17 protein-coding genes are annotated in these 19,703 nt (G+C 71.2%); 9 read left to right on the top strand and 8 right to left on the bottom strand.

All coding sequences use genetic code 11. The features are described 5' to 3' along the window. Nucleotides 1–12 precede the first annotated feature (12 nt). Nucleotides 13–1,179, top strand: a complete 1,167-nt coding sequence (locus tag DEJ12_RS11905) for an alkaline phosphatase family protein (protein ID WP_111030155.1) — start codon at nt 13–15, stop codon at nt 1,177–1,179. A gap of 50 nt (nt 1,180–1,229) precedes the next feature. On the opposite strand, the gene sepH is transcribed toward DEJ12_RS11905, so the two are convergent. Beyond that, nucleotides 1,230–2,258 carry a septation protein SepH gene (gene sepH, locus DEJ12_RS11900; protein ID WP_181433182.1) on the bottom strand — a complete coding sequence of 343 codons (1,029 nt, stop codon included), beginning with the start codon at nt 2,256–2,258 and terminating at the stop codon, nt 1,230–1,232. Between the two features lie 298 nt (nt 2,259–2,556). On the opposite strand from sepH, the gene DEJ12_RS11895 reads away from it, so the two are divergent. Next, nucleotides 2,557–2,856: a DUF4193 domain-containing protein gene (locus DEJ12_RS11895; RefSeq protein ID WP_017886098.1), complete on the top strand. Its 300-nt coding sequence runs from the start codon at nt 2,557–2,559 to the stop codon at nt 2,854–2,856. A gap of 128 nt (nt 2,857–2,984) precedes the next feature. Here DEJ12_RS11895 and DEJ12_RS11890 read toward each other — a convergent pair whose 3' ends face one another. Beyond that, nucleotides 2,985–3,416, bottom strand: a complete 432-nt coding sequence (locus DEJ12_RS11890) for a DUF3093 domain-containing protein (protein WP_110859581.1) — start codon at nt 3,414–3,416, stop codon at nt 2,985–2,987. 63 nt (nt 3,417–3,479) lie between these two features. Between DEJ12_RS11890 and dut the strand changes: the two genes are divergently transcribed. The 6 genes from dut (at nt 3,480) to DEJ12_RS11860 (ending at nt 11,428) form a co-directional block, all read left to right on the top strand. After that, nucleotides 3,480–3,971, top strand: coding sequence for a dUTP diphosphatase (dut, locus tag DEJ12_RS11885; protein ID WP_071403948.1), 492 nt, complete (start codon nt 3,480–3,482; stop codon nt 3,969–3,971). Continuing rightward, nucleotides 3,968–4,690: a DUF3710 domain-containing protein gene (locus tag DEJ12_RS11880; RefSeq protein WP_027465470.1), complete on the top strand. Its 723-nt coding sequence runs from the start codon at nt 3,968–3,970 to the stop codon at nt 4,688–4,690. The genes dut and DEJ12_RS11880 overlap by 4 nt, the downstream gene beginning before the upstream one ends. Before the next feature lie 32 nt (nt 4,691–4,722). Then, nucleotides 4,723–5,502, top strand: a complete 780-nt coding sequence (locus DEJ12_RS11875; protein WP_111030153.1) for a DUF3159 domain-containing protein — start codon at nt 4,723–4,725, stop codon at nt 5,500–5,502. Between the two features lie 128 nt (nt 5,503–5,630). Then, nucleotides 5,631–8,447 carry an aconitate hydratase AcnA gene (gene acnA / locus DEJ12_RS11870; RefSeq protein ID WP_111030152.1) on the top strand — a complete coding sequence of 939 codons (2,817 nt, stop codon included), beginning with the start codon at nt 5,631–5,633 and terminating at the stop codon, nt 8,445–8,447. Nucleotides 8,448–8,597: 150 nt separating this feature from the next. Further along, complete coding sequence (gene dxs, locus DEJ12_RS11865; RefSeq protein ID WP_111030151.1) at nt 8,598–10,535, top strand: 1-deoxy-D-xylulose-5-phosphate synthase; 1,938 nt, start codon at nt 8,598–8,600, stop codon at nt 10,533–10,535. Nucleotides 10,536–10,840: 305 nt separating this feature from the next. Continuing rightward, complete coding sequence (locus DEJ12_RS11860; RefSeq protein WP_146245616.1) at nt 10,841–11,428, top strand: hypothetical protein; 588 nt, start codon at nt 10,841–10,843, stop codon at nt 11,426–11,428. 131 nt (nt 11,429–11,559) lie between these two features. Here the strand turns inward: DEJ12_RS11860 and DEJ12_RS11855 are convergent, their stop codons facing one another. From DEJ12_RS11855 to DEJ12_RS11840, 4 genes are all read right to left on the bottom strand, one after another. Next, nucleotides 11,560–13,698 (bottom strand): 3-hydroxyacyl-CoA dehydrogenase NAD-binding domain-containing protein, encoded by a 2,139-nt coding sequence (locus DEJ12_RS11855; protein WP_111030149.1) that lies wholly within the window; start codon nt 13,696–13,698, stop codon nt 11,560–11,562. Nucleotides 13,699–13,700: 2 nt separating this feature from the next. Beyond that, complete coding sequence (locus DEJ12_RS11850) at nt 13,701–14,918, bottom strand: thiolase family protein (RefSeq protein ID WP_111030148.1); 1,218 nt, start codon at nt 14,916–14,918, stop codon at nt 13,701–13,703. A 128-nt stretch (nt 14,919–15,046) separates the two neighbouring features. Beyond that, on the bottom strand, nt 15,047–16,393 hold the full coding sequence (locus DEJ12_RS11845) for a ribonuclease D (RefSeq protein ID WP_375334590.1): 1,347 nt from the start codon (nt 16,391–16,393) through the stop codon (nt 15,047–15,049). Then, nucleotides 16,390–16,971 (bottom strand): DUF3000 domain-containing protein, encoded by a 582-nt coding sequence (locus tag DEJ12_RS11840; protein ID WP_017886108.1) that lies wholly within the window; start codon nt 16,969–16,971, stop codon nt 16,390–16,392. The genes DEJ12_RS11845 and DEJ12_RS11840 overlap by 4 nt, the downstream gene beginning before the upstream one ends. A gap of 23 nt (nt 16,972–16,994) precedes the next feature. Here DEJ12_RS11840 and DEJ12_RS11835 point away from each other — a divergent pair, with 23 nt between their 5' ends. Beyond that, complete coding sequence (locus DEJ12_RS11835) at nt 16,995–18,218, top strand: alpha/beta fold hydrolase (protein ID WP_181433183.1); 1,224 nt, start codon at nt 16,995–16,997, stop codon at nt 18,216–18,218. Between the two features lie 72 nt (nt 18,219–18,290). Here DEJ12_RS11835 and DEJ12_RS11830 read toward each other — a convergent pair whose 3' ends face one another. Both DEJ12_RS11830 and DEJ12_RS11825 read right to left on the bottom strand, forming a co-directional pair. After that, the gene (locus DEJ12_RS11830) at nt 18,291–18,749 is read right to left on the bottom strand and encodes a SufE family protein (protein WP_027465483.1); all 459 of its coding nucleotides are present in this window, start codon (nt 18,747–18,749) and stop codon (nt 18,291–18,293) included. Then, on the bottom strand, nt 18,746–19,657 hold the full coding sequence (locus DEJ12_RS11825; RefSeq protein ID WP_111030146.1) for a sulfurtransferase: 912 nt from the start codon (nt 19,655–19,657) through the stop codon (nt 18,746–18,748). Before DEJ12_RS11825 ends, DEJ12_RS11830 begins: the two co-directional genes overlap by 4 nt. Nucleotides 19,658–19,703 lie beyond the last annotated feature (46 nt).

Here is a 19,703-nt window from a genome sequence, read left to right as displayed (position 1 = left end):
GAGACTCGTGGGATGGGAACAAGCGTACCGACGGCCCCCGACGCCGTCGCGAACCTCGCCGACGTCTTCCCGAGTTGCCTCGTGGCGCTCGGCGCTGCGGACGACGCGTGGTTGCGGAACGACGGCCTGGAGGCCCGGATCGCCCTCCGCCCCGCCCGCTCGGCGATCGTCGTGCTGGTCGACGGCCTCGGTTCCGCCGCGCTGGCAGCGCGCGCCGGGCACGCCCGTTGGTTGACCGGCGCGAAGGGCACCGGCACCGCGAAGAAGCTGCGGAGCGGGTTCCCGACGACGACCGCGGCCGCACTGAGCACCCTGACCACCGGCCGCTCGCCCGGCAGCCACGGCGTCGTCGGGTACAGCGGCTGGAACCCGGACACCGGTGCCGTGATGAACCTGCTGGGCGGCTGGGACACCGAGGTGCCCGCCGACTGGTTCCTGACGCAGACCCTGTTCACCCGGGCCGCGGAGCTCGGACTCGACCCGGTCGTCGTCGGGCCGGACCGGTACCGCTCGTCCGGGATGACCGCGAACGTGCTCGGCGGCGCCCGGTACGTGTCGGCGGACACCATCCCGCAGCGTGTCGACGCCGCACTGGCCGAGACCGCCACCGGCCGCTCGCTCGTCTACCTGTACGTTCCGGAGCTCGACTCGATCGGGCACAAGTACGGCTGGCAGTCCGACCGGTGGACGGCCGCCCTCGAGCTGCTCGACGGGGAACTCGCCCGCCTCGATGCGCGGACTGCGGACGACGTGGGGGTCCTGGTGACGGCGGACCACGGTGTGCTCGACGTGCCGGACCACGCGAACATCGCCATCGACCCGCTGCTGCTCACCGACGTCGTCGGCGTCGCGGGTGACCCGCGCTGCCGACAGCTCACCGTCGCACCCGGCACCGACGTCCGCGCCCTGGTCGGTGCGTTCCGGGCGCGCTACGGCAAGAAGGCGTACGTCGCCAGCCGTGCCGAGGCGATCGAGGCCGGGTGGTTCGGGCAGGTGTCCGACCAGGTGGTGCCGCGCATCGGCGACGTGCTCGTCGTGGCGCGCGGCTCGTGGGCGTTCAACGACGACCGTGCCCTGCGCGAGCACGAGACGCCGAAGCGCATGATCGGCCAGCACGGGGCGATGACCGACGAGGAGACGATCGTGCCGCTCCGGCTCGCCGGCGCCTTCGCTCACTGAGGGCGTCAGTGCTCACGAGGGGCAGCGCCGACGGCCGGTGAGCATGCCGATCAGGCGGGGTCGTCGTCCGGGCGGGTGCCGAAGACGATCTCGTCCCAGCTCGGCATCGAGCGGCGGTTGCGCTTCTTGCGTTCGCCACGGCTCTCGGGCTCGGGCGCCGAGGCCGGACGGGCATCGGTCGACTGCGGTGCGGTGTCGTGCGCGCCGCCGTCCTCGAAGCCCTGAAGCGGGATGTCGACGACGCTGATGGACGTGCCGCGGGCGGACTCGTCGCGCTGTTCGCCGAAGGACGCGGCTTCGCGCTCACCGCGGCGGCGGCGGAGCGCCTCGAGCAGGTCGGCGGTCTCGTTGCCGGGAGCGCGCTCTTCCACGGCGGCCTGGCCGATGCGGGGCAGCGGTGCACGGAGCGGCGCGTGCTGGGACGGCTCGGGCTCGTCGGCCGGCTGCTCCGGCTCGTCGACGCGGAAGGCGCCGGAGTCGAAGCGGGTGCCGTCGTCGTCCTGCTGCTCGAACTCGACCGCACGCAGACGCGGGGCGATGCCCTCGTCGTCGGTGTGCGACAGCCGGTGCGCGTCACCGTTGTCCGGCACGAGGGTCGAGGTCTTGGGGTCGAAGTGCCACTGGGCGTCGTGCTCGACCTCGCCCGCTGTGTAGCGGACGCGGACCTGCCAGCCGCTCTCCGGGTGCTTCCAGGAGCCCCAGGTGATCGCGGTGGCCTCGCCGGCCTCGAGCTTCGCGGTGATCGCGGGGCCGAAGGTGTCGGGGGCCTCGTCGTCGACCGGGGTGACCGGCACGCGGTGTGAGGCGTCGAGGATGAAGGCCCGCTCGGCGAGGACCGGGCCCTCGAAGCGGCGGACGTACTCGACGTCGACGTCGAGCGCGGCGGCCACGTCGGCGGCGTCGGCGCCACCACGGATGCGCGCCTGGACGTCCTTGGGGGAGACCCGCTTCTGCGGACCGGCGTCGGGGTTCGCCTGGCGCACCTGGCCTGCCAGCGACGACGTGACGGGCAACCGGAACTCGGTGCCGCCGTCGGTCGCCAGGAGGAGTGCGCCGGACTCGACTCCGATGACTCTCACGTCTTGCATGGTTCCGCCTTCCCAGCGTCGCGTACGGTCCTGCTGTCGTACCCCGTGAGTATGCAGGGACGACGGGCGGTTTCCGGGGAGGCGCACGGGCGTGCCGCGGACATCCGCACGGCCGATCCCGAGCGCGCGGCGCTCCGGCAACGGGTGTCGGGAATGTCCGGTTCCGGTCATGGGTTGCACAGCCAGCACGACCCGCCGCAGCACTCGGTTTGCGCTCTGGCGGGGCGTGGTGCAAACTGTCGCCGCCGATCACCCGGCGACGACCTCTCGATACGAGAAATGGATGGGCATGGCCACCGATTACGACGCCCCCCGGAAGACCGACGACAACTCTGACTCAGAGTCGATCGAGGCCCTCAAGGAGCGCGTTCCCGACAAGATGTCGGGGGTCGTCGACGATGATTCCGACAACCCCGGCAGCTTCGAACTCGCCGGGCAGGACCTCAGCGACGTCGACCTCGACGTCGTGGTGCTGCCCCCGCAGGTCGATGAGTTCACCTGCGTCGAGTGCTTCCTCGTGAAGCACCGCTCCCAGCTCGACCACGAGTCGAAGCTCGGACCGGTCTGCGCGGAGTGCGCTTCGCTCTAGCGAGCACAGCCGCGTCGCTCTCGACGCAACGATCAGCGAAGGCCCCGCATCCTCCAGGGATGCGGGGCCTTCGTCGTGTGCTGCGAGGCGGGGCCGAGCCGCGCCTCCAGGCCGTGGACCGTGGTCCGTCAGGACCGCAGCGCCTCGACGACCTTGCCCGGGTGCCGGACGCTGACCAGCCAGTAGGGCGTCGGGTCCGCGTCGTCGCGCACCTCGACCTTGACGACCCCGCGGACGTAGCCGCGGAAGAGGGTCCAGGCGCGGGCGTCGAGTGCCGGCCCGCGCTGCTCGGTGGCCGCTGCGCCCTCGAACGCCTCGGTCGTGCCGACGAGCGTGCGGGGGAGGTGTGCCTTGCCCGCGCGGAACTCGGTGTCGGTGACCTCGATGGTGGGTGCGAGTGCCCACAGGAGGACCAGGACCCCGAGCTCCATCCCGATCGCCACGAGGACGCCGGCCAGGACGCTGATGGGGAGGAAGACGAGCAGGGTGGCGGGGATGACGAGCGCCGTCGCCAGGTAGAGGGCGGGCGGGGCCCAGAGTCGTTCGCGGTACAGGGTCACGGGTCCATTCGATCACGAGCGAGCGAGGTCACGGAACGGTCACGGCTGCACTACCCTCGTCACGTGACCGAACCAGTCGACGTCCTCTGGACCGGGGAGCACGCTCCCGGCCACGCCCACCCCGGCGACGCGGGTGCCGATCTCGTCTCCACCGAGGCCTTCGTGCTGCAGCCGGGGGAGCGACACCTGGCCGCAACGGGCCTGCGCATCGCGCTGCCCGAGGGGTACGCCGCGTTCGTGGTCCCGCGGAGCGGTCTGGCGGCGAAGCACGGCATCACGATCGTGAACAGCCCCGGCACCGTCGACTCCGGCTACCGCGGGGAGATCAAGGTCGCCCTGCTCAACACCGACCAGACGGAACCGTACGAGGTGCACGTCGGCGACCGCATCGCCCAGTTGATCGTGATGCCGGTGCCGCAGGTGACCTACACCCGGGTCGACGACCTGCCGGACAGCGTCCGCGGACAGGGCGGGTTCGGCTCGTCGGGCTACGGTGACCGGAGCGACGCCGTGACCGGTGCCGCCGCAGACGCTCAGGAAGGAACGCGCGCATGAAGTTCGGCCGACGCAAGCGGGACGAGGTCGAGGTGGCGGACGCCGTCGCCGACGACATCGAGGTCGCAGACACGTCCCCCGAGGTCGACATCGCGACGGATGCCGACGCGGACCTCGACGAGGTCGACGCGGTCGCCCCGACGGACAAGTCCGCTCCGGAGGACCGGGCCGAGAACGGCCCCCACGACGAGACCGAGGCGAACCTGGTCCGCCCCTACGTCGACCTGGGCGGGGTGAAGGTGCTCCCGCGCGAGGGCCTGCACCTGCGCCTCGAGGTCGAGGAGGGCTCGCAGCGCGTCGTCGCGGTCGGGCTCGACTACGACGAGTCCACGCTGCAGGTCCAGCCGTTCGCAGCACCCCGGTCCACCGGCCTGTGGCACGAGATCCGCGCGCAGATCGCCGAGCAGATCGAGCGCCAGGGCGGTGTCGTGACCGAGGTCGACGGCCCGTTCGGCCCCGAGCTGCGCGCGTCCGTCCCGGTCGCCGTGGACGGCGACGGTGGCACCGCCGGCTCCCGCCCGGCCCGGTTCGTCGGCGTCGACGGCCCGCGCTGGTTCCTGCGCGGCGTGATCGCCGGCAAGGCCGCCGAGCAGCCCGACGACGCGAGCGAGATCGAGGAGCTGTTCCGCAGCGTCGTCGTCGTGCGCGGCACGACGCCGATGCCGCCGCGCGACCTCATCCCGCTGCACATGCCCAAGTCGACGCAGACCGCGATCTGACCGACTGACGACCAACCCCGCCTGGAGGCACGGTGCCGGACCACGACGACACCCCACGACCCGAGACGGCTGGCTCCGACCCCGCTGCACCGGCTGCTGAGCCCTCGGTGGCGCCGTCGTTCTCCGCGCAGTTCCGTGACGCCGTGCAGAACGCCGGCATCGCCCGCGTGGCACCCGGTGAGGCGCCGTCCGGCCGGGCGCTGCTCGGCGCGGTCGGCGGGGTGCGCGGGCTCGCCGAGTCGGTGCTGCCCGGGTTCGCGTTCCTGGTCGTCTACGCGATCACGAAGGAGCTCGTGCCGAGCGTCGTGATCCCGGTTGCGGTCGGCCTGGTGTTCGTGGTGCTCCGGCTGCTGCAGCGGCAGTCGGTGACGATGTCGTTCGCGGGCATCCTCGGCGTCGCGGTCTCGGCCGGCCTGGCGCTCATCACCGGCCGCGCGGAGAGCAACTTCATCCCCGGGATCGTCATCAACGCGGTCTGGCTCGTCGGACTGCTGATCACGCTGGCGATCCGCTGGCCGCTCATCGGGCTCGTCGTCGGGTTCCTGCTGCCCGCGAACGAGGACGGCTCGCACGTCGACTGGCGCGCCGACCCCGTCAAGCGCCGCGTGCTGACGGTCGCCACCTGGATCTGGGTCGGGCTGTTCGCGGTCCGGCTCGCGGTGGAGGTCCCGCTGTACCTGACGGCGCAGGTCGAACTGCTCGCCGGGCTGAAGCTCATCCTCGGCGTGCCGCTGTACGCGGCGGTGCTCTGGGTGACCTGGCTGCTGGTCCGCACCGTGTTCGTCCGACGCGACGACGTCGCCCCGGTGTAGAGTTCTCTCGACATCAAGATAGTTCTCGCAGGGCGCGCACGCGTCCTCGGGATTAGGTTTGCCTTGCTGGTGGGACGGTCCACGGCCCGCGAGGATGAGGGCAAACCGATCAGTAGGGAGGCGGCACGGTGGCTGCAGTCAATAGCTTCGGCTCGAAGGACACACTGTCGGTTGGGGGTGTCGACTACGCGATCCACCGGATCGACTCGGTTCCCGGGCACGAGAAGTTGCCCTACAGCCTGAAGGTGCTGCTCGAGAACCTCCTCCGCACCGAGGACGGCAAGAACGTCACCGAGGGACAGATCCGGGCGCTCGGCTCCTGGCGTCCCGACGCGGAACCCGACACCGAGATCCAGTTCTCGCCGGCGCGCGTCGTCATGCAGGACTTCACGGGTGTGCCGTGCATCGTCGACCTCGCCACCATGCGCGAGGCCATGGCGGACATCGGCGGCGACCCGAACAAGATCAACCCGCTGTCCCCGGCCGAGATGGTCATCGACCACTCCGTCATCGCCGACCTGTTCGGCAGCACGGACGCCTTGCAGCGCAACACGGACCTGGAGTACGAGCGGAACGGTGAGCGCTACCAGTTCCTCCGCTGGGGCCAGACCGCGTTCGAGGACTTCAAGGTCGTCCCGCCGGGCACCGGCATCGTCCACCAGGTGAACATCGAGTACCTGGCGAAGGTCACCTACACGCGTGACTTCGACGGCGAGACCTACGCGTACCCGGACACCCTGGTCGGTACCGACTCGCACACCACGATGGTGAACGGCCTCGGCGTGCTCGGCTGGGGCGTCGGTGGCATCGAGGCCGAGGCCGCGATGCTCGGCCAGCCCGTGTCGATGCTCATCCCGAAGGTCGTCGGCTTCAAGCTCTCCGGTGAGATCCCGGCCGGCGTGACCGCGACCGACGTGGTGCTCACCATCACCCAGGAGCTCCGCAAGCACGGCGTCGTCGGCAAGTTCGTCGAGTTCTACGGCGAGGGCGTCGGCGCCGTCCCGCTCGCCAACCGCGCCACCATCGGCAACATGTCGCCCGAGTTCGGTTCGACGGCGGCGATCTTCCCGGTCGACGACGTCACCCTGGACTACCTGCGGCTGACCGGTCGCGACGAGGCGCAGATCGCCCTGGTCGAGGCGTACTCCAAGGCCCAGGGCCTGTGGCACGACGCGTCGGTCGAGCCGAACTACTCCGAGTACATGGAGCTCGACCTCTCCACCGTCGTGCCCTCCATCTCGGGCCCGAAGCGTCCGCAGGACCGCATCGAGCTGACGAACGCGAAGAGCCAGTTCGAGCTCGACCTGAACAACTACACGACGCCGTCCGAGCAGACCGACCTCGACGACGCGGTCGAGGAGACGTTCCCGGCCTCCGACCCGATCGCCGCCGGCTCGACCAACGAGGACACGTCACTGCACGAGCACGTGCACGTGTCGAGCGCCCCGTCGACCGCCTCGGCGCCGACGAAGGTCGCGATGGACGGGGCCGACCCGTTCACGATCGACCACGGTGCCGTCGCGATCGCCGCGATCACCTCGTGCACGAACACGTCGAACCCGTCGGTCATGATGGCCGCCGGCATCCTCGCCCGGAACGCCGCGAAGAAGGGCCTCACCGCGAAGCCCTGGGTGAAGACCACCCTCGCGCCCGGGTCGAAGGTCGTCACCGACTACTACGAGAAGGCCGGTCTCACCACCTACCTCGAGCAGCTCGGCTTCTACACGGTCGGCTACGGCTGCACCACCTGCATCGGCAACTCGGGCCCGCTGCCCGAGGAGATCTCGCAGGCCGTGCAGGACAACGACCTCGCCGTCACTGCGGTGCTCTCGGGCAACCGCAACTTCGAGGGCCGGATCAACCCCGACGTCAAGATGAACTACCTGGCGTCCCCGCCGCTGGTCATCGCCTACGCCCTCGCCGGGTCGATGCACTTCGACTTCGACAAGGACGCCCTCGGCACCGACCAGGACGGCAACGACGTCTACCTGACCGACATCTGGCCCGACGCGGCCGAGGTGCAGCAGGTCATCGACGAGTCGATCGACACCGAGATGTTCACCCACGAGTACGGCTCCGTGTTCGAGGGCGACGACCGCTGGAAGAACCTGCCGACCCCGACCGGCGACACCTTCGAGTGGGACCAGGAGTCGACCTACGTCCGGAAGCCCCCGTACTTCGAGGGCATGACGATGCAGCCCGACGCGGTGTCGGACATCTCCGGCGCCCGGGTGCTCGCGAAGCTCGGCGACTCGGTCACGACCGACCACATCTCGCCGGCCGGTTCGATCAAGGCCGACAGCCCCGCCGGCCAGTACCTCGCCGAGCACGGCGTCGACCGCAAGGACTTCAACTCCTACGGCTCGCGTCGCGGCAACCACGAGGTCATGATCCGCGGCACGTTCGCGAACATCCGTCTGCGCAACCAACTGCTCGACGGCGTGGAGGGCGGGTACACCCGTGACTTCACGACGCCGGACGGTGCGCAGTCGTTCATCTACGACGCCTCGCAGCACTACCAGGAGCAGGGCATCCCGCTCGTCATCTTCGGTGGCAAGGAGTACGGCTCCGGCTCGTCCCGTGACTGGGCTGCCAAGGGCACGAACCTGCTCGGTGTCCGTGCGGTCATCACCGAGAGCTTCGAGCGGATCCACCGCTCGAACCTCATCGGCATGGGCGTCGTCCCGCTGCAGTTCCCGGCGGGCGAGACGGTCGAGTCCCTCGGGCTCGACGGCACCGAGGTCGTCTCGATCTCCGGGCTGACCGAGCTGAACGAGGGCCGCACCCCGAAGACGGTGCACGTCACCGCGACGCCGAGCGAGCACTCGCCGGCCGGCAAGCAGCCGATCGAGTTCGACGCGGTCGTCCGCATCGACACCCCCGGCGAGGCCGACTACTACCGCAACGGCGGCATCCTGCAGTACGTGCTCCGCTCGCTCGTCTGAGTCCGTTGAACGACAGGAGCGACGTACGCACGGGTCGCTGACGCGACCACAGGACGGACGGGAGGCCCGTGGCGACACCGCCACGGGCCTCCCGTCCGTTGTCGGGTCCCGAGAATAGAGTGGGCCGACAGCCCCACGAAAGGAGCGCCCGTGAGCCTGCTCGCCAGCATCACGTCGCCGCGCGACCTGAAGCGTCTCTCCGACGCGCAGATGACCGACCTCGCCGCCGAGATCCGGCGCTTCCTGGTCGCCGAGGTCGCGAAGACCGGCGGGCACCTCGGGCCGAACCTGGGCGTCGTGGAGCTGACGCTCGCGATGCACCGCGTGTTCGACTCGCCGAACGACCCGTTCGTCTTCGACACCGGGCACCAGTCGTACGTGCACAAGCTCGTCACCGGGCGCCAGGACTTCTCCAAGCTGCGCGAACGCGGCGGCATCGCCGGCTACCCGCAGCGGAGCGAGTCCGAGCACGACATCGTCGAGTCCTCGCACGCGTCGTCGTCGCTGTCGTGGGCCGACGGCATCTCCCGCGCGTTCGGGCAGACCGGGCAGACCGACCGCACCGTCGTCGCGGTGGTCGGGGACGGTGCCCTCACCGGCGGGATGACGTGGGAGGCGCTCAACAACATCTCCGACGACAACGACCGGCGCCTGGTCATCGTCGTCAACGACAACGGCCGCTCCTACGCCCCGACGATCGGTGGCATGGCGCGGTTCCTCAGCTCCGTGCGCACGCGGCGCGAGTACCGGGCCCTGTACGAGGGCACGCAGGCCGTGGCGGCGCGGTTCGGCGCTCCGGGTCGTGCGGTGTACCGGGGCATGCGCGGGGGCCTGCACGGCTTCCTGTCGCGGCTGACGAACAACGAGGCGCTGTACTCGAACCTCGACATCAAGTACATCGGCCCGGTGAACGGGCACGACCAGCAGGCGATGGAGGCAGCGCTCCGGCAGGCGAAGGAGTACGGCGCTCCCGTGATCGTGCACGCGATCACCGAGAAGGGCCACGGCTTCGAGCCCGCCCTGCGCGACCAGGCCGACCAGTTCCACGCCGTCGGGCACATCGACCCGGAGACGGGGGAGTCGCTCGACGCCGCATCGGGTCCGTCGTGGACCTCGGTGTTCGCGTCCTCCCTGGCCGATGCCGGCGCCTCGGATCCCCGGATCGTCGCGATCACGGCGGCGATGCTCCGGCCGACCGGGCTGCACCTGTTCCAGGAGCAGCACCCCGACCGCGTGTACGACGTCGGCATCGCCGAGCAGCACGCCGTGACGACCGCCGCGGGTCTGGCCTACGGGGGACTCCACCCCGTGGTGGCGCTCTACGCGACGTTCCTGAACCGTGCGTTCGACCAGGTGCTGATGGACGTCGCCCTGCACAAGGCCGGCGTGACGTTCGTGCTCGACCGTGCCGGCATCACCGGCCCGGACGGCCCCTCGCACCACGGCATGTGGGACGTCGCGCTGCTGCAGGTCGTGCCGGGGATCCGGATCGCCGCGCCCCGCGATGCTGCGACCCTGCGCGAGGAGTTCCGCGAGGCGATCGCCGTCGACGACGCCCCCACCGTGCTGCGGTGGTCGAAGGGGCAGGTCGGGCCGGACATCCCCGCGGTCCGTCGTCTCCCGGATGGTGTGGACGTCCTGCACGCCGCCGCGGACGACGTCGAGGACGTGCTCTTCGTCGCCGTCGGGTCGATGGTGCCGGTGGCGCTCGAGGCCGCGGCGCTGCTCGAGGCGCAGGGCATCGGCGTCACCGTCGTGGACCCGCGTTGGGTGGTGCCGATCCCCGCGTCGCTGATCGAGCTCTCGCGCTCACACCGGCTCGTCATCACCATCGAGGACGGCGTGCGGGTCGGGGGCGTCGGGACCCGGCTGCGGCAGGATCTCCGTGCCGCCGGGGTCGACACCGGGGTCAACGAGCTCGGGCTGCCCGACGCGTTCATCGACCACGCGACCCGGTCGCAGATCCTCGCCGACGCAGGGCTGACGGCGCAGGCCATCGCCCGCGACGTCATCGACCAGGTCGTCGGGACGAAGTTGCCGCAGGCGAAGCCCGCGCGCTCCCGCGAGTCGGCGGCGTCCGACCGCTGACGCCTGACGGCTGACCGCTCGGAACCAGGTTCCGGACACGGCACCACGTTCCTCCGCGGTGCTGTGTCCGGAACCTGGTTCGGTGGGGGGCCGCCTTGCCGCCGTGCTGCCATGCCGCGAGGGGCATGTGCCACGGGGACGTCTGGCAGGATCGCCACATGCGACGGGGGCTCAGGACGGTGACGGTGGGGCTCTGCCTCGCCGTGTTGGCGCTGACTTCGGGGTGTTCGGCGATGAACGACGGTTCGGTCGCGCCGGAGCTCGGTGCTGATGCCCGGGTCGGTGCCAGACAGACGATGCACCGCGTGATCGACTGGGATGGCGGGGAAGCGGTCCACCGGGTCGATGCCACCTGGACCGACTCCTGCGGGCACGCGAGCAACTCCGGCTTCTTCCAGCCCGCTGCAGGAACCACGTGCCGGATCGACGCCGGAGCGGTCTACACGATCGACGGTGCGACCACACCGGTCGACGCGGTGCGCATCGTCGGCCCAGCGCTTCGTGCAGGCGGCCTGACCGACGAGGACCTCGTGGCGCAGGCGATCCGGCCGGACGGATCGACACCGTCCTTGATCGATGTCGGTGGGCGGCAGTCGATCGCACTCGGCAGCGATGTCGGCCAGGACCGGTTCGCCGTCGTCCGGGTCCGTGGTTGGGACCAGTCACTCGGACTGTGGCAACCAGACGGATCGTCCGTCGTGCAGTCCGCGCCGGGACTCGGTGTCGACCGACGAGACGACGCCGTGCGGGCGAGCGGGGCGGACTACGTGCTCGTCGTGACGCACAGCGGTGCCTACTTCACGTCGTACGACAACGAGCCGCCCGATCCGCCGGCGCCCCGGTCGTCGGTGCCACCGTGCTTCAGCGGCAGCAACGACTGCGTGGGCGGCTGACGTCCGGGCTGCTGTCGATGGCGGCGGTTCGCGATCGTCCGGCACAACCGGAGTCACCCCGAACCACGGCGATCCGCGGTTCGGGGTGACTCTGGTTGTGCGGCGGTGCCGCCTTCGAGACCGAGTCGGCTCTAGCGGGAAGCGGGGCCGACGATCCGGGGCTCGTGGAACGTGCCGCTGAAGACCCGCTCGGACGCACCGGAGCGGTCGAGGTACGGGCTGATGCCACCGGCCTGGAACGGGTACCCCGCACCGAGGATGAGCCCGAGGTCGATCTCCTCGACGTGCTCGACGACCCGGTCCTCGAGCATGCGGTGCAGCTCGTCGGCCAGGGCGTCCTCGAACCGGCGTTGCATCTCGGCGGCGTCGACGGGCTTCGCGTCCTTCTTGGACGGCGCGACGAGCTTCACGGCGGCGGGGTCGTACCCGGTCGCGTTGCCCTTCTTGTCGCGGGTCAGGATCGTCCCGTGCTCGGCGATCTTCTTCAGCCCGTCACCGGGGTAGAAGCGCTCCGGCCAGGCCGCGTGGTGCGAGTCGAGCACGTGCGCGCCGACCGGAAGCCCGACGAGCTCGAGCAGCTCGAACGGCGACATCGGCAGGCCGAGGGGCGCGGCACCCTGGGCGACGGTGTCGAACGAGGTCCCTTCCTCGACGCCACGCATCGCCTCGCCGAGCACCCGCGCGAGCACCCTGTTGACGACGAAGCCCGGCTGGTCCGCGGTGATGATCGCGGTCTTCTTCAGGGTCTTCGCGACGGCGAGAGCGGTGACGAGGGCCTCGTCCGAGGTCTTCGCCGCGCGCACCACCTCGAGCAGCGGCATGACCGCGACCGGGTTGAAGAAGTGGAAGCCGACGAGCCGCTCCGGGTTGGTGAGCACCGACGCCATCTCGTCGACGGAGAGCGACGACGTGTTCGTGGCGAGGATGGCGTCCGGCGCGATGACCTGCTCGATCTTCCGGAGGACCTCCTGCTTGACGGTCATCTCCTCGAAGACGGCCTCGATCACCCAGTCGGCGTCGGCGAAGGCGTCGTAGGACACCGAGCCGCTGACGAGTGCGGTGATGCGGTTCGCGTCGTCGGGGGAGATCCGGCCCTTGTCGAGCAGCTTCGCGACCTCGCCGCGGATCCGCTCGACGCCGGCGTCCACACGGGACTGGTCGACGTCGGTGATGACGACGGGGACGCCCAGACGTCGGGCGAACAGCAGCGCGAACTGCGACGCCATCAGCCCGGCGCCGAGGACGCCGACCTTCGTGATCTTCTTCGGCTCGACGCCCTCGGGAGCGCCGACGGGCTTCTTCGCACGCTTCTGCACGAGGTCGAAGGCGTACATCGACGCGGCGAACTGGTCGCCCGAGATGAGGTCGGCGAGGGCCTCGTCCTCGTCGGCGAACCGTTCGTCGAGCGAGCCCGACTTGGCGGCGGCCACGAGGTCGAGCGCCCGGAACGGCGACTTCGGCACGGTGCCGATCTTCGAGGCGACCTGTCCGCGGGCGACCTTGACGACGGTGCCCCAGGCAGCCTTCTCGAGCATGCCTGGTTCGTTCTTCCGCACCACCTTGGTCGTGCCGGTGATGACGCCGTCCGCCCAGGCCACGGCCGAGGGCAGGAACGTGACGGACGGGACGAGCACGTCGCCGATGCCGATCTCGACCGCGGCCGGGCCGTCCATCAGACGGTTGTTCTTGAGCGGGTTCTCGACGATGACGCGGAGCGCGCGCTCCGGACCGATCAGGCGGGGGAGCAGCGTCGCGCCGCCCCAGCCGGGGATGATGCCGAGGAACACCTCGGGCAGGCCGATGCCCTGCGCCGCGGACGAGAACGCCCGGTAGGTGCAGTGCAGGGCGATCTCGAGCCCACCGCCGAGCGCCAGGGTGTTCACGAACGCGAACGACGGCACCCCGAGGTCGGCGAACTTGCGGAGCGTGGCGTGCCCGAGGGCGGCCAGGTCGTGGGCGGCCTCGCGCGACGGGACCGCCGCTGCCTGCGACAGGTCGGCGCCGGCGGCGAAGCAGTACTCCTTGCCGGTGATCGCGACGCCATGGATCGTGCCCGCGGCGGCCTCGGTCTTCAGGGTGTCGAGCACGCCGGACAGCTCACGGAGCGTGCGGGGCCCGAGGGTGTTCGGCCGCTTGTAGTCCTTGCCGTTGTCGAGCGTGATGAGCGCCAGCGTGCCACCCGAGGGCATCGTGACGTGCTTGACGAACGAGTGCGTGACGACCTCGTCCTCGCTGAGTTCGGCCAGTCGGTCGTTGTCGACGATGGTCATGGTCACGCCCCCTTCCGAGCCGAACGCTCGGCCGACTTGCTGTGGTTCGGGTTCTCCCAGATGACGGTGCCGCCCTGGCCGAGCCCGATGCACATCGTGGTGATGCCGTACTTGACGTCCGGTCGCTCGGCGAACTGTGCGGCGAGCTGGTTCATCAGCCGGACACCACTCGACGCGAGCGGGTGGCCGACGGCGATCGCGCCGCCCCAGGCGTTCACGTTCGGGGAGTCCTGGGCGATGCCGTAGTTGTCGAGGAACGCGAGCACCTGGACGGCGAACGCCTCGTTGATCTCGAACAGGCCGATGTCGTCGATCGACAGCCCGGCCTTCGCCAGGGCCTTGTCGGTCGCGGGGACCGGCCCGACGCCCATGACCTCGGGCTCGACGCCGGCGAAGGCGAACGAGACCATGCGCATCTTCGTCGACAGCCCGTGCTGCTTCGCGCCGTCCTCGGACGCGAGCAGGCTCATGGTGGCACCGTCGTTCAGACCGGCGGCGTTGCCGGCGGTGACCCGTCCGTGGGGCCGGAACGGCGTCTTCAACGCGGCCAGCGCCTCCAGGGTGGTCCCCGGCCGCGGCGGCTCGTCGGTGCTGACGACGTCCCAGCCGTCGCCCTTGTTGACCTCGACCGGGATGACGTCCGGCTGGAGCTTGCCGTTCGCCCAGGCGGCGGCGTAGCGCTGCTGGGACTGGACGGCGTAGGCGTCCGTGCGGTCCTTCGTGATCGCGGGGAAGCGGTCGTGCAGGCGCTCGGCGGTGGCGCCCATGACGAGGGCGTCGCTCGAGACCATGCGCTCCGCGACGAAGCGCGGGTTCGGGTCGGCGTTGAAGCCCATCGGGTGCCGGCCCATGTGCTCGACACCACCGGCGATCGCGATGTCGGCGGCGCCGAAGGCGATGGCGCCGGCGAGCGTCGTGACGCTCGTCATGGCACCGGCGCACATGCGGTCGATCGCGTAGCCGGGCACCGACTTCGGCAGACCAGCGAGCATGCCGACGGTGCGCCCGAGCGTCAGCCCCTGGTCACCCTGCTGCGTGGTGGCCGCGACGGCGACGTCGTCCACCGCTGCGGTGTCGAAGGCGTTCCGGTCGAGCAGTCCGCGCATCGCGTGCACCGCGAGGTCGTCGGACCGGGTCTTCCAGAACACCCCCTTCTCGCCGGCTCGTCCGAACGGTGTGCGAACGCCGTCCACGAACACGACGTCTGATGCCTTTGGCAATCCGGGCCTCCCAGATCCTCATCGATCGGGCCGGAACGCAGGTCGCTCCGGCCTGGCCGGGCCTCGCCCGGCGACCCTCCCGACGCTATGCCCCCAGCCTGGGCGGCCGCATGCCGGTTGGGCAGTTCCTACGACTCGTCGTCGTCCGTCGCCGCGGGCCGCTGTGCAGCAGCCACAAAGGCCGAGGCGATGATCGACGCGAGTTCCTCGACCTGCCACGGGCGGGCGTCGTGCTCGGCGAGGGCGGCGCCGACCAGTTCGGTCGACGGCGGCGACGGCGGGGCCCACGACACGAGCCGGAGCGTCTCCGGCGTGAGCAGGTTCTCGAGCGGGATGTCGAGTTCCTCGGCACGCTTCGTCACCGCGGCGCGCGCGGCCTTGTACCGGCGGTCGGCGGCCGGGTTGCGGTCCGCCCAGGCGCGGGGCGGGGGCAGCGTCGCCTCGCCGCCACCGCGCAGACGGGGGAGGTCCTCGGTGGTGCGGCCTTCCTCGACGGCGGCCCACCAGCGGTCGAGCTCGGAACGGCTGGCGCGGCCCGTGAACGTCTTCAGCGCACCGAGTTCGGCGCGGGACTCGGGTGCAGCGGCCGCGGCGGCGACGATCGCCGAGTCGGGGATCGTGCGCCCGGGGGCGATGTCCGCCTGTCGGGCGTACTCGTCGCGAGCGAGCCAGAGCGACCGGGCGATCGCCAGTGCTCGCGCACCACGGAGCGCGTGCATGCCGGACAGGCGACGCCAGGGCTCGGCACGGGCGGGCTTCGGCGCACGGTGCAGGACCGCGTCGAACTCCTCCTGGGCGATCCGGGTCTTGCCGGCCTCGTCGAGCTTCTCGGCGAGGGCGTCGCGGAGGTCGGGCAGCAGCTCGACGTCGAGCGACGCGTAGACGAGCCACGACTGCGGCAGGGGACGGGTCGACCAGTCGGCGGCCGAGTGCGCCTTGGCCAGGGTGATGCCGAGCAGCTGCTCGACGACGGCGCCGAGGCCGACGCGGGGGAACCCGGCGATGCGGGCGCCGAGCTCGGTGTCGAAGATGCGCGTCGGGACGAGGCCGACCTCCTGCAGGCACGGCAGGTCCTGCGAGGCGGCGTGGAACAGCCACTCCTCGTCGACGATGGCGGTCTGCAGCTCCGAGAAGTCGCCGATCGGGATCGGGTCGAACAGGAACGCACCGGAACCGCGGCGGAAGACCTGGATCAGGTAGGCGCGCTGCGAGTAGCGGTAGCCGCTGGCGCGCTCGGCGTCGACCGCGACGGGGCCGTGGCCGGCGGCGATGGCGGCGACCGCCTCGAGGTAGTCCTCGCGCGTGTCGATGACCTTGACGGCGTCGTGCGATGCCTCGAAGGCAGGGCTGGCAGCGGCGGCGGCAGTCGGGCCGGCAGCGGCAGCGGCAGCGGCAGCAGTCGATCCGGCAGCCGTGGCTGCGGACGCAGCCGGGCCGGTCGATCCAGCGGCGTCCTGGGGAGCGGGGTCGGTCACTTGGCGAGCCTCCTCGGGGCCAGCAGGGTCACGCCGTCCGATGCGGGAGGCAGACCGGCGAGCATGGCGACGATGTCCTGCCAGGCCCGGACGTGTGCGGTGAGGTCGTCGCCGCGTGGTGTCCACGACGCGCGGAGTTCCAGCTGGGCGCCGTCGCCCTGTGCGGCGAGGTCGCCGTACCCGCGCGAGATGATCTTGGTGGCCGTGCCCGAGGCGTGGTCGTACGTCGCGCCGTGCGACTCGAGCGCGTCGACGAGCCAGCTCCACGTGACGTCGGCGACGAACTCGTCGACGCCGATCTCCGGCTCGAGCGGCGCCTGCGCGAACGAGACGACACGGAACGCGCCGCCCCAGCCCTCGGGTTCTTCCGGGTCGTACAGGGCGATGAACCGGCCGGTTCCCAGGTCCGACTCGACGCCGTGCGCGGTGCCGGACACGTCCGCCGCCAGGGCGATCGAGAACGGTGCGATCCGGGTCGGCGAGGGGATCTCGGTGACGGTGGTCTCGGCACGGCCGCTGCCGCCGGACACGAACGCGCGGAGCCGCGCGAAGGCGTCGGGCTCTCGGGTTTCGGACACACATGCAGACTAGGCTCCGGGCCATGTCTCGATCCGCGCGACCCGCCGAGGACGTCGTCCAGGAGACCGCTCGATCGGCCGGGTTCATCGCACTCGGCGCCGGTCTGGCAGCTGCCGCGGTGGGGACGGCCGTCATCGGTGGCTTCGTCGCCGCCGTCGCCCGTGCGGTCGTCACCCCCGACCGCAAGCGCAACGAACGCGTCCCGATCCACGCCGTCGACCCGGTCCGGAAGACCGTCACGATCGAGCGCACGGCCGACACCGAGCTGCAGGGCCGCTACTCGCTCTGGTTCGGCGGCGGCACCGGCCACATGCGCGTCGGCGAGGTCCTCGGCACGACCGACACCACCGTCACGCGCCGCATCATCGCGATCGACGCCGGCGACCCCACCGCCGCCCGTCGCGGTCGCTGGGGCGGCTGGTTCTACCTGACCCCGGGCGAGCTCGACGTGCCCGTCGAGGACGTCGACATCCCCACCCCGAACGGCCCTGCCCCCGCCTGGGTCGTCCGCGCCGACGACCCGGCAGCGCCCTGGGCCGTCCTCGTGCACGGCCGTGGCGTCACGCGTGCCGAGACGATCCGCGCCGTCCCCGTCTTCCGCGCCGCCGGGTACTCGGTCGTGCTCGCCTCGTGGCGGAACGACGGCGTCGCCCCACCGAGCGTCGACGGCCGCTACGGCCTCGGCAGCACCGAGTGGGAGGACATCGACTCCGTCCTCCGCTGGCTCACCGCGCAGGACGCCCAGAGCGTCGTGCTCATGGGCTGGTCGATGGGCGGCGCCGTCGTGCTGCAGACCCTGCTCCGCTCGCGCTTCGCCGGCCTGGTCGACGGGGTGGTGCTCGAGTCCCCGGTCGTCGACTGGCACGCGGTGCTGAAGTCGCAGAGCCAGCTCCTGCGTCTGCCACGTCCAGTCCGCAAGGTCGCGCAGCGGCTGCTCCGCACGCCGGTGCTGCACCGGCTCGCCGGGCTCCAGGCTCCTGTGGACCTGCGCGAGCTCGACATGGTCACGCGCTCCGACGAGCTCACGGTGCCGATCCTGCTGCTGCACAGCGACGACGACGGGTTCGTTCCGTCCTCGGCCTCGCACGACCTGGCCCGCGCGCGGCCCGACCTGGTGCGGCTCGAGATCCAGACCACGGCCCGGCACACCAAACTCTGGAACCACGACGCCGACTGGTTCGACGCCCGGATCCTCGCCTGGCTCACCGAGGTGGTCCAGCGGCGCGGGGCGGCCAGCGCGCGGTAGTCGCAACCGGAGGACGGACGGGAGGCGCGGTGCCAGCTGGCACCGCGCCTCCCGTCCGTCAGTGGGTCGCGTCTACGCGACCGCCGCCTGCACCTGCCGCTGCACGCGTCCGAGCATGCCCACCATGCCGCGGATACGCAGCGGGCTGACCGCCTCGGACAGGCCGATGGTCAACGGGTAGTCCGTCGGGACGGCGAGCACCTGCTCGACGGTCAGGCCGGACAGGCCCTGCGCCAGGATCGAGGCGAAGCCGCGGGTGGTCGGCGCCTCGCGCGGGGCGGTGGCGTGCATCCGGACCACGTCCGGGGCGTCGCCGTCCTCGCCCACCGTCACGGTGATGAAGACGGGGGACTGGCACTCCTCGACGCGTTCGAGCTCGTCCTCGTGCCCCTGTAGGCGTTCGGGTAGCGCTGGCAGCTCGTTCGAGAACTCGAGCAGGAGCTGCAGGCGGTCCTTCTGGCCCAGGGCGAGGAAGTCGTCGCGGATCTCGGCGAGGGTGGCGGGGAGTGGTGCGTCGGTGCTGGCGTTCATCGGTTCGGAACAGTACCCGGCTCGGATCCCTGCACGATGGGGACGCGGACGGCGCTGCCCCACTCGGTCCACGAGCCGTCGTAGTTGCGGACGTTGTCGTAGCCGAGCAGGTGCTGCAGGACGAACCAGGTGTGGCTCGAGCGCTCACCGATGCGGCAGTAGGCGATGACCTCGTCGGCGTCACCGATGCCGGCGCCGTCACGGTAGACGGCGTCGAGCTCGTCGCGCGACTTGAAGGTGCCGTCGGGGGCGGCGGCCGTCGCCCAGGGGATGTTCACGGCGGTGGGGACGTGGCCGCCGCGCAGCGCGCCCTCCTCCGGGTAGTCGGGCGCGGTCGTGCGCTCCCCGCTGTACTCCGGGGCGCTGCGGACGTCGATGAGCGGCTTGCCGAGGTGCGCGAGGACGTCGTCCTTGAAGGCGCGGACGGGCTCGTCGTGGCGCTCGACGACGGGGTACTCGACGGGCGTGACCAGGGTCTCGTCGGTGGTCAGGGCGCGGTCCTCGGCGATCCACTTGCCGCGACCACCGTCGAGCAGGCGGACGTCCTCGTGGCCGAACAGGGTGAACACCCAGAGGGCGTAGGCCGCCCACCAGTTGTTCTTGTCGCCGTAGATCACGACGGTGGTGTCGCGGCCGATGCCCTTGCCGCCGAGGAGCTCGGCGAAGGCGGCGCCGTCGATGTAGTCGCGCTGCACCGGGTCGTTGAGGTCGGTGTGCCAGTCGACCTTCACAGCACCCGGGATGTGCCCCGTCTCGTAGAGCAGGACGTCCTCATCGGACTCGACGACCACCAGGTCGGGCGCGCCGGCCCCGGCGTCGAGTTGCTCCTGCAGCCACTCGGTGGAGACGAGGCGCTCCGGGTGCGCGTAGGCGGCGAACTTCTCGGACGGGTCGACCGGTGCGGTCATCGGGGGTACCTCCAGGGGTGCGGGGGAGCGTGGTGCGGGGCGAGCG

It is taken from the genome of Curtobacterium sp. MCLR17_059 (assembly GCF_003234665.1).
GTDB classification, from domain to species: domain Bacteria; phylum Actinomycetota; class Actinomycetes; order Actinomycetales; family Microbacteriaceae; genus Curtobacterium; species Curtobacterium flaccumfaciens.
The sequence above is the reverse complement of the archived record's forward strand: the minus strand, read 5'-3'. Positions and strand labels throughout refer to the sequence as shown.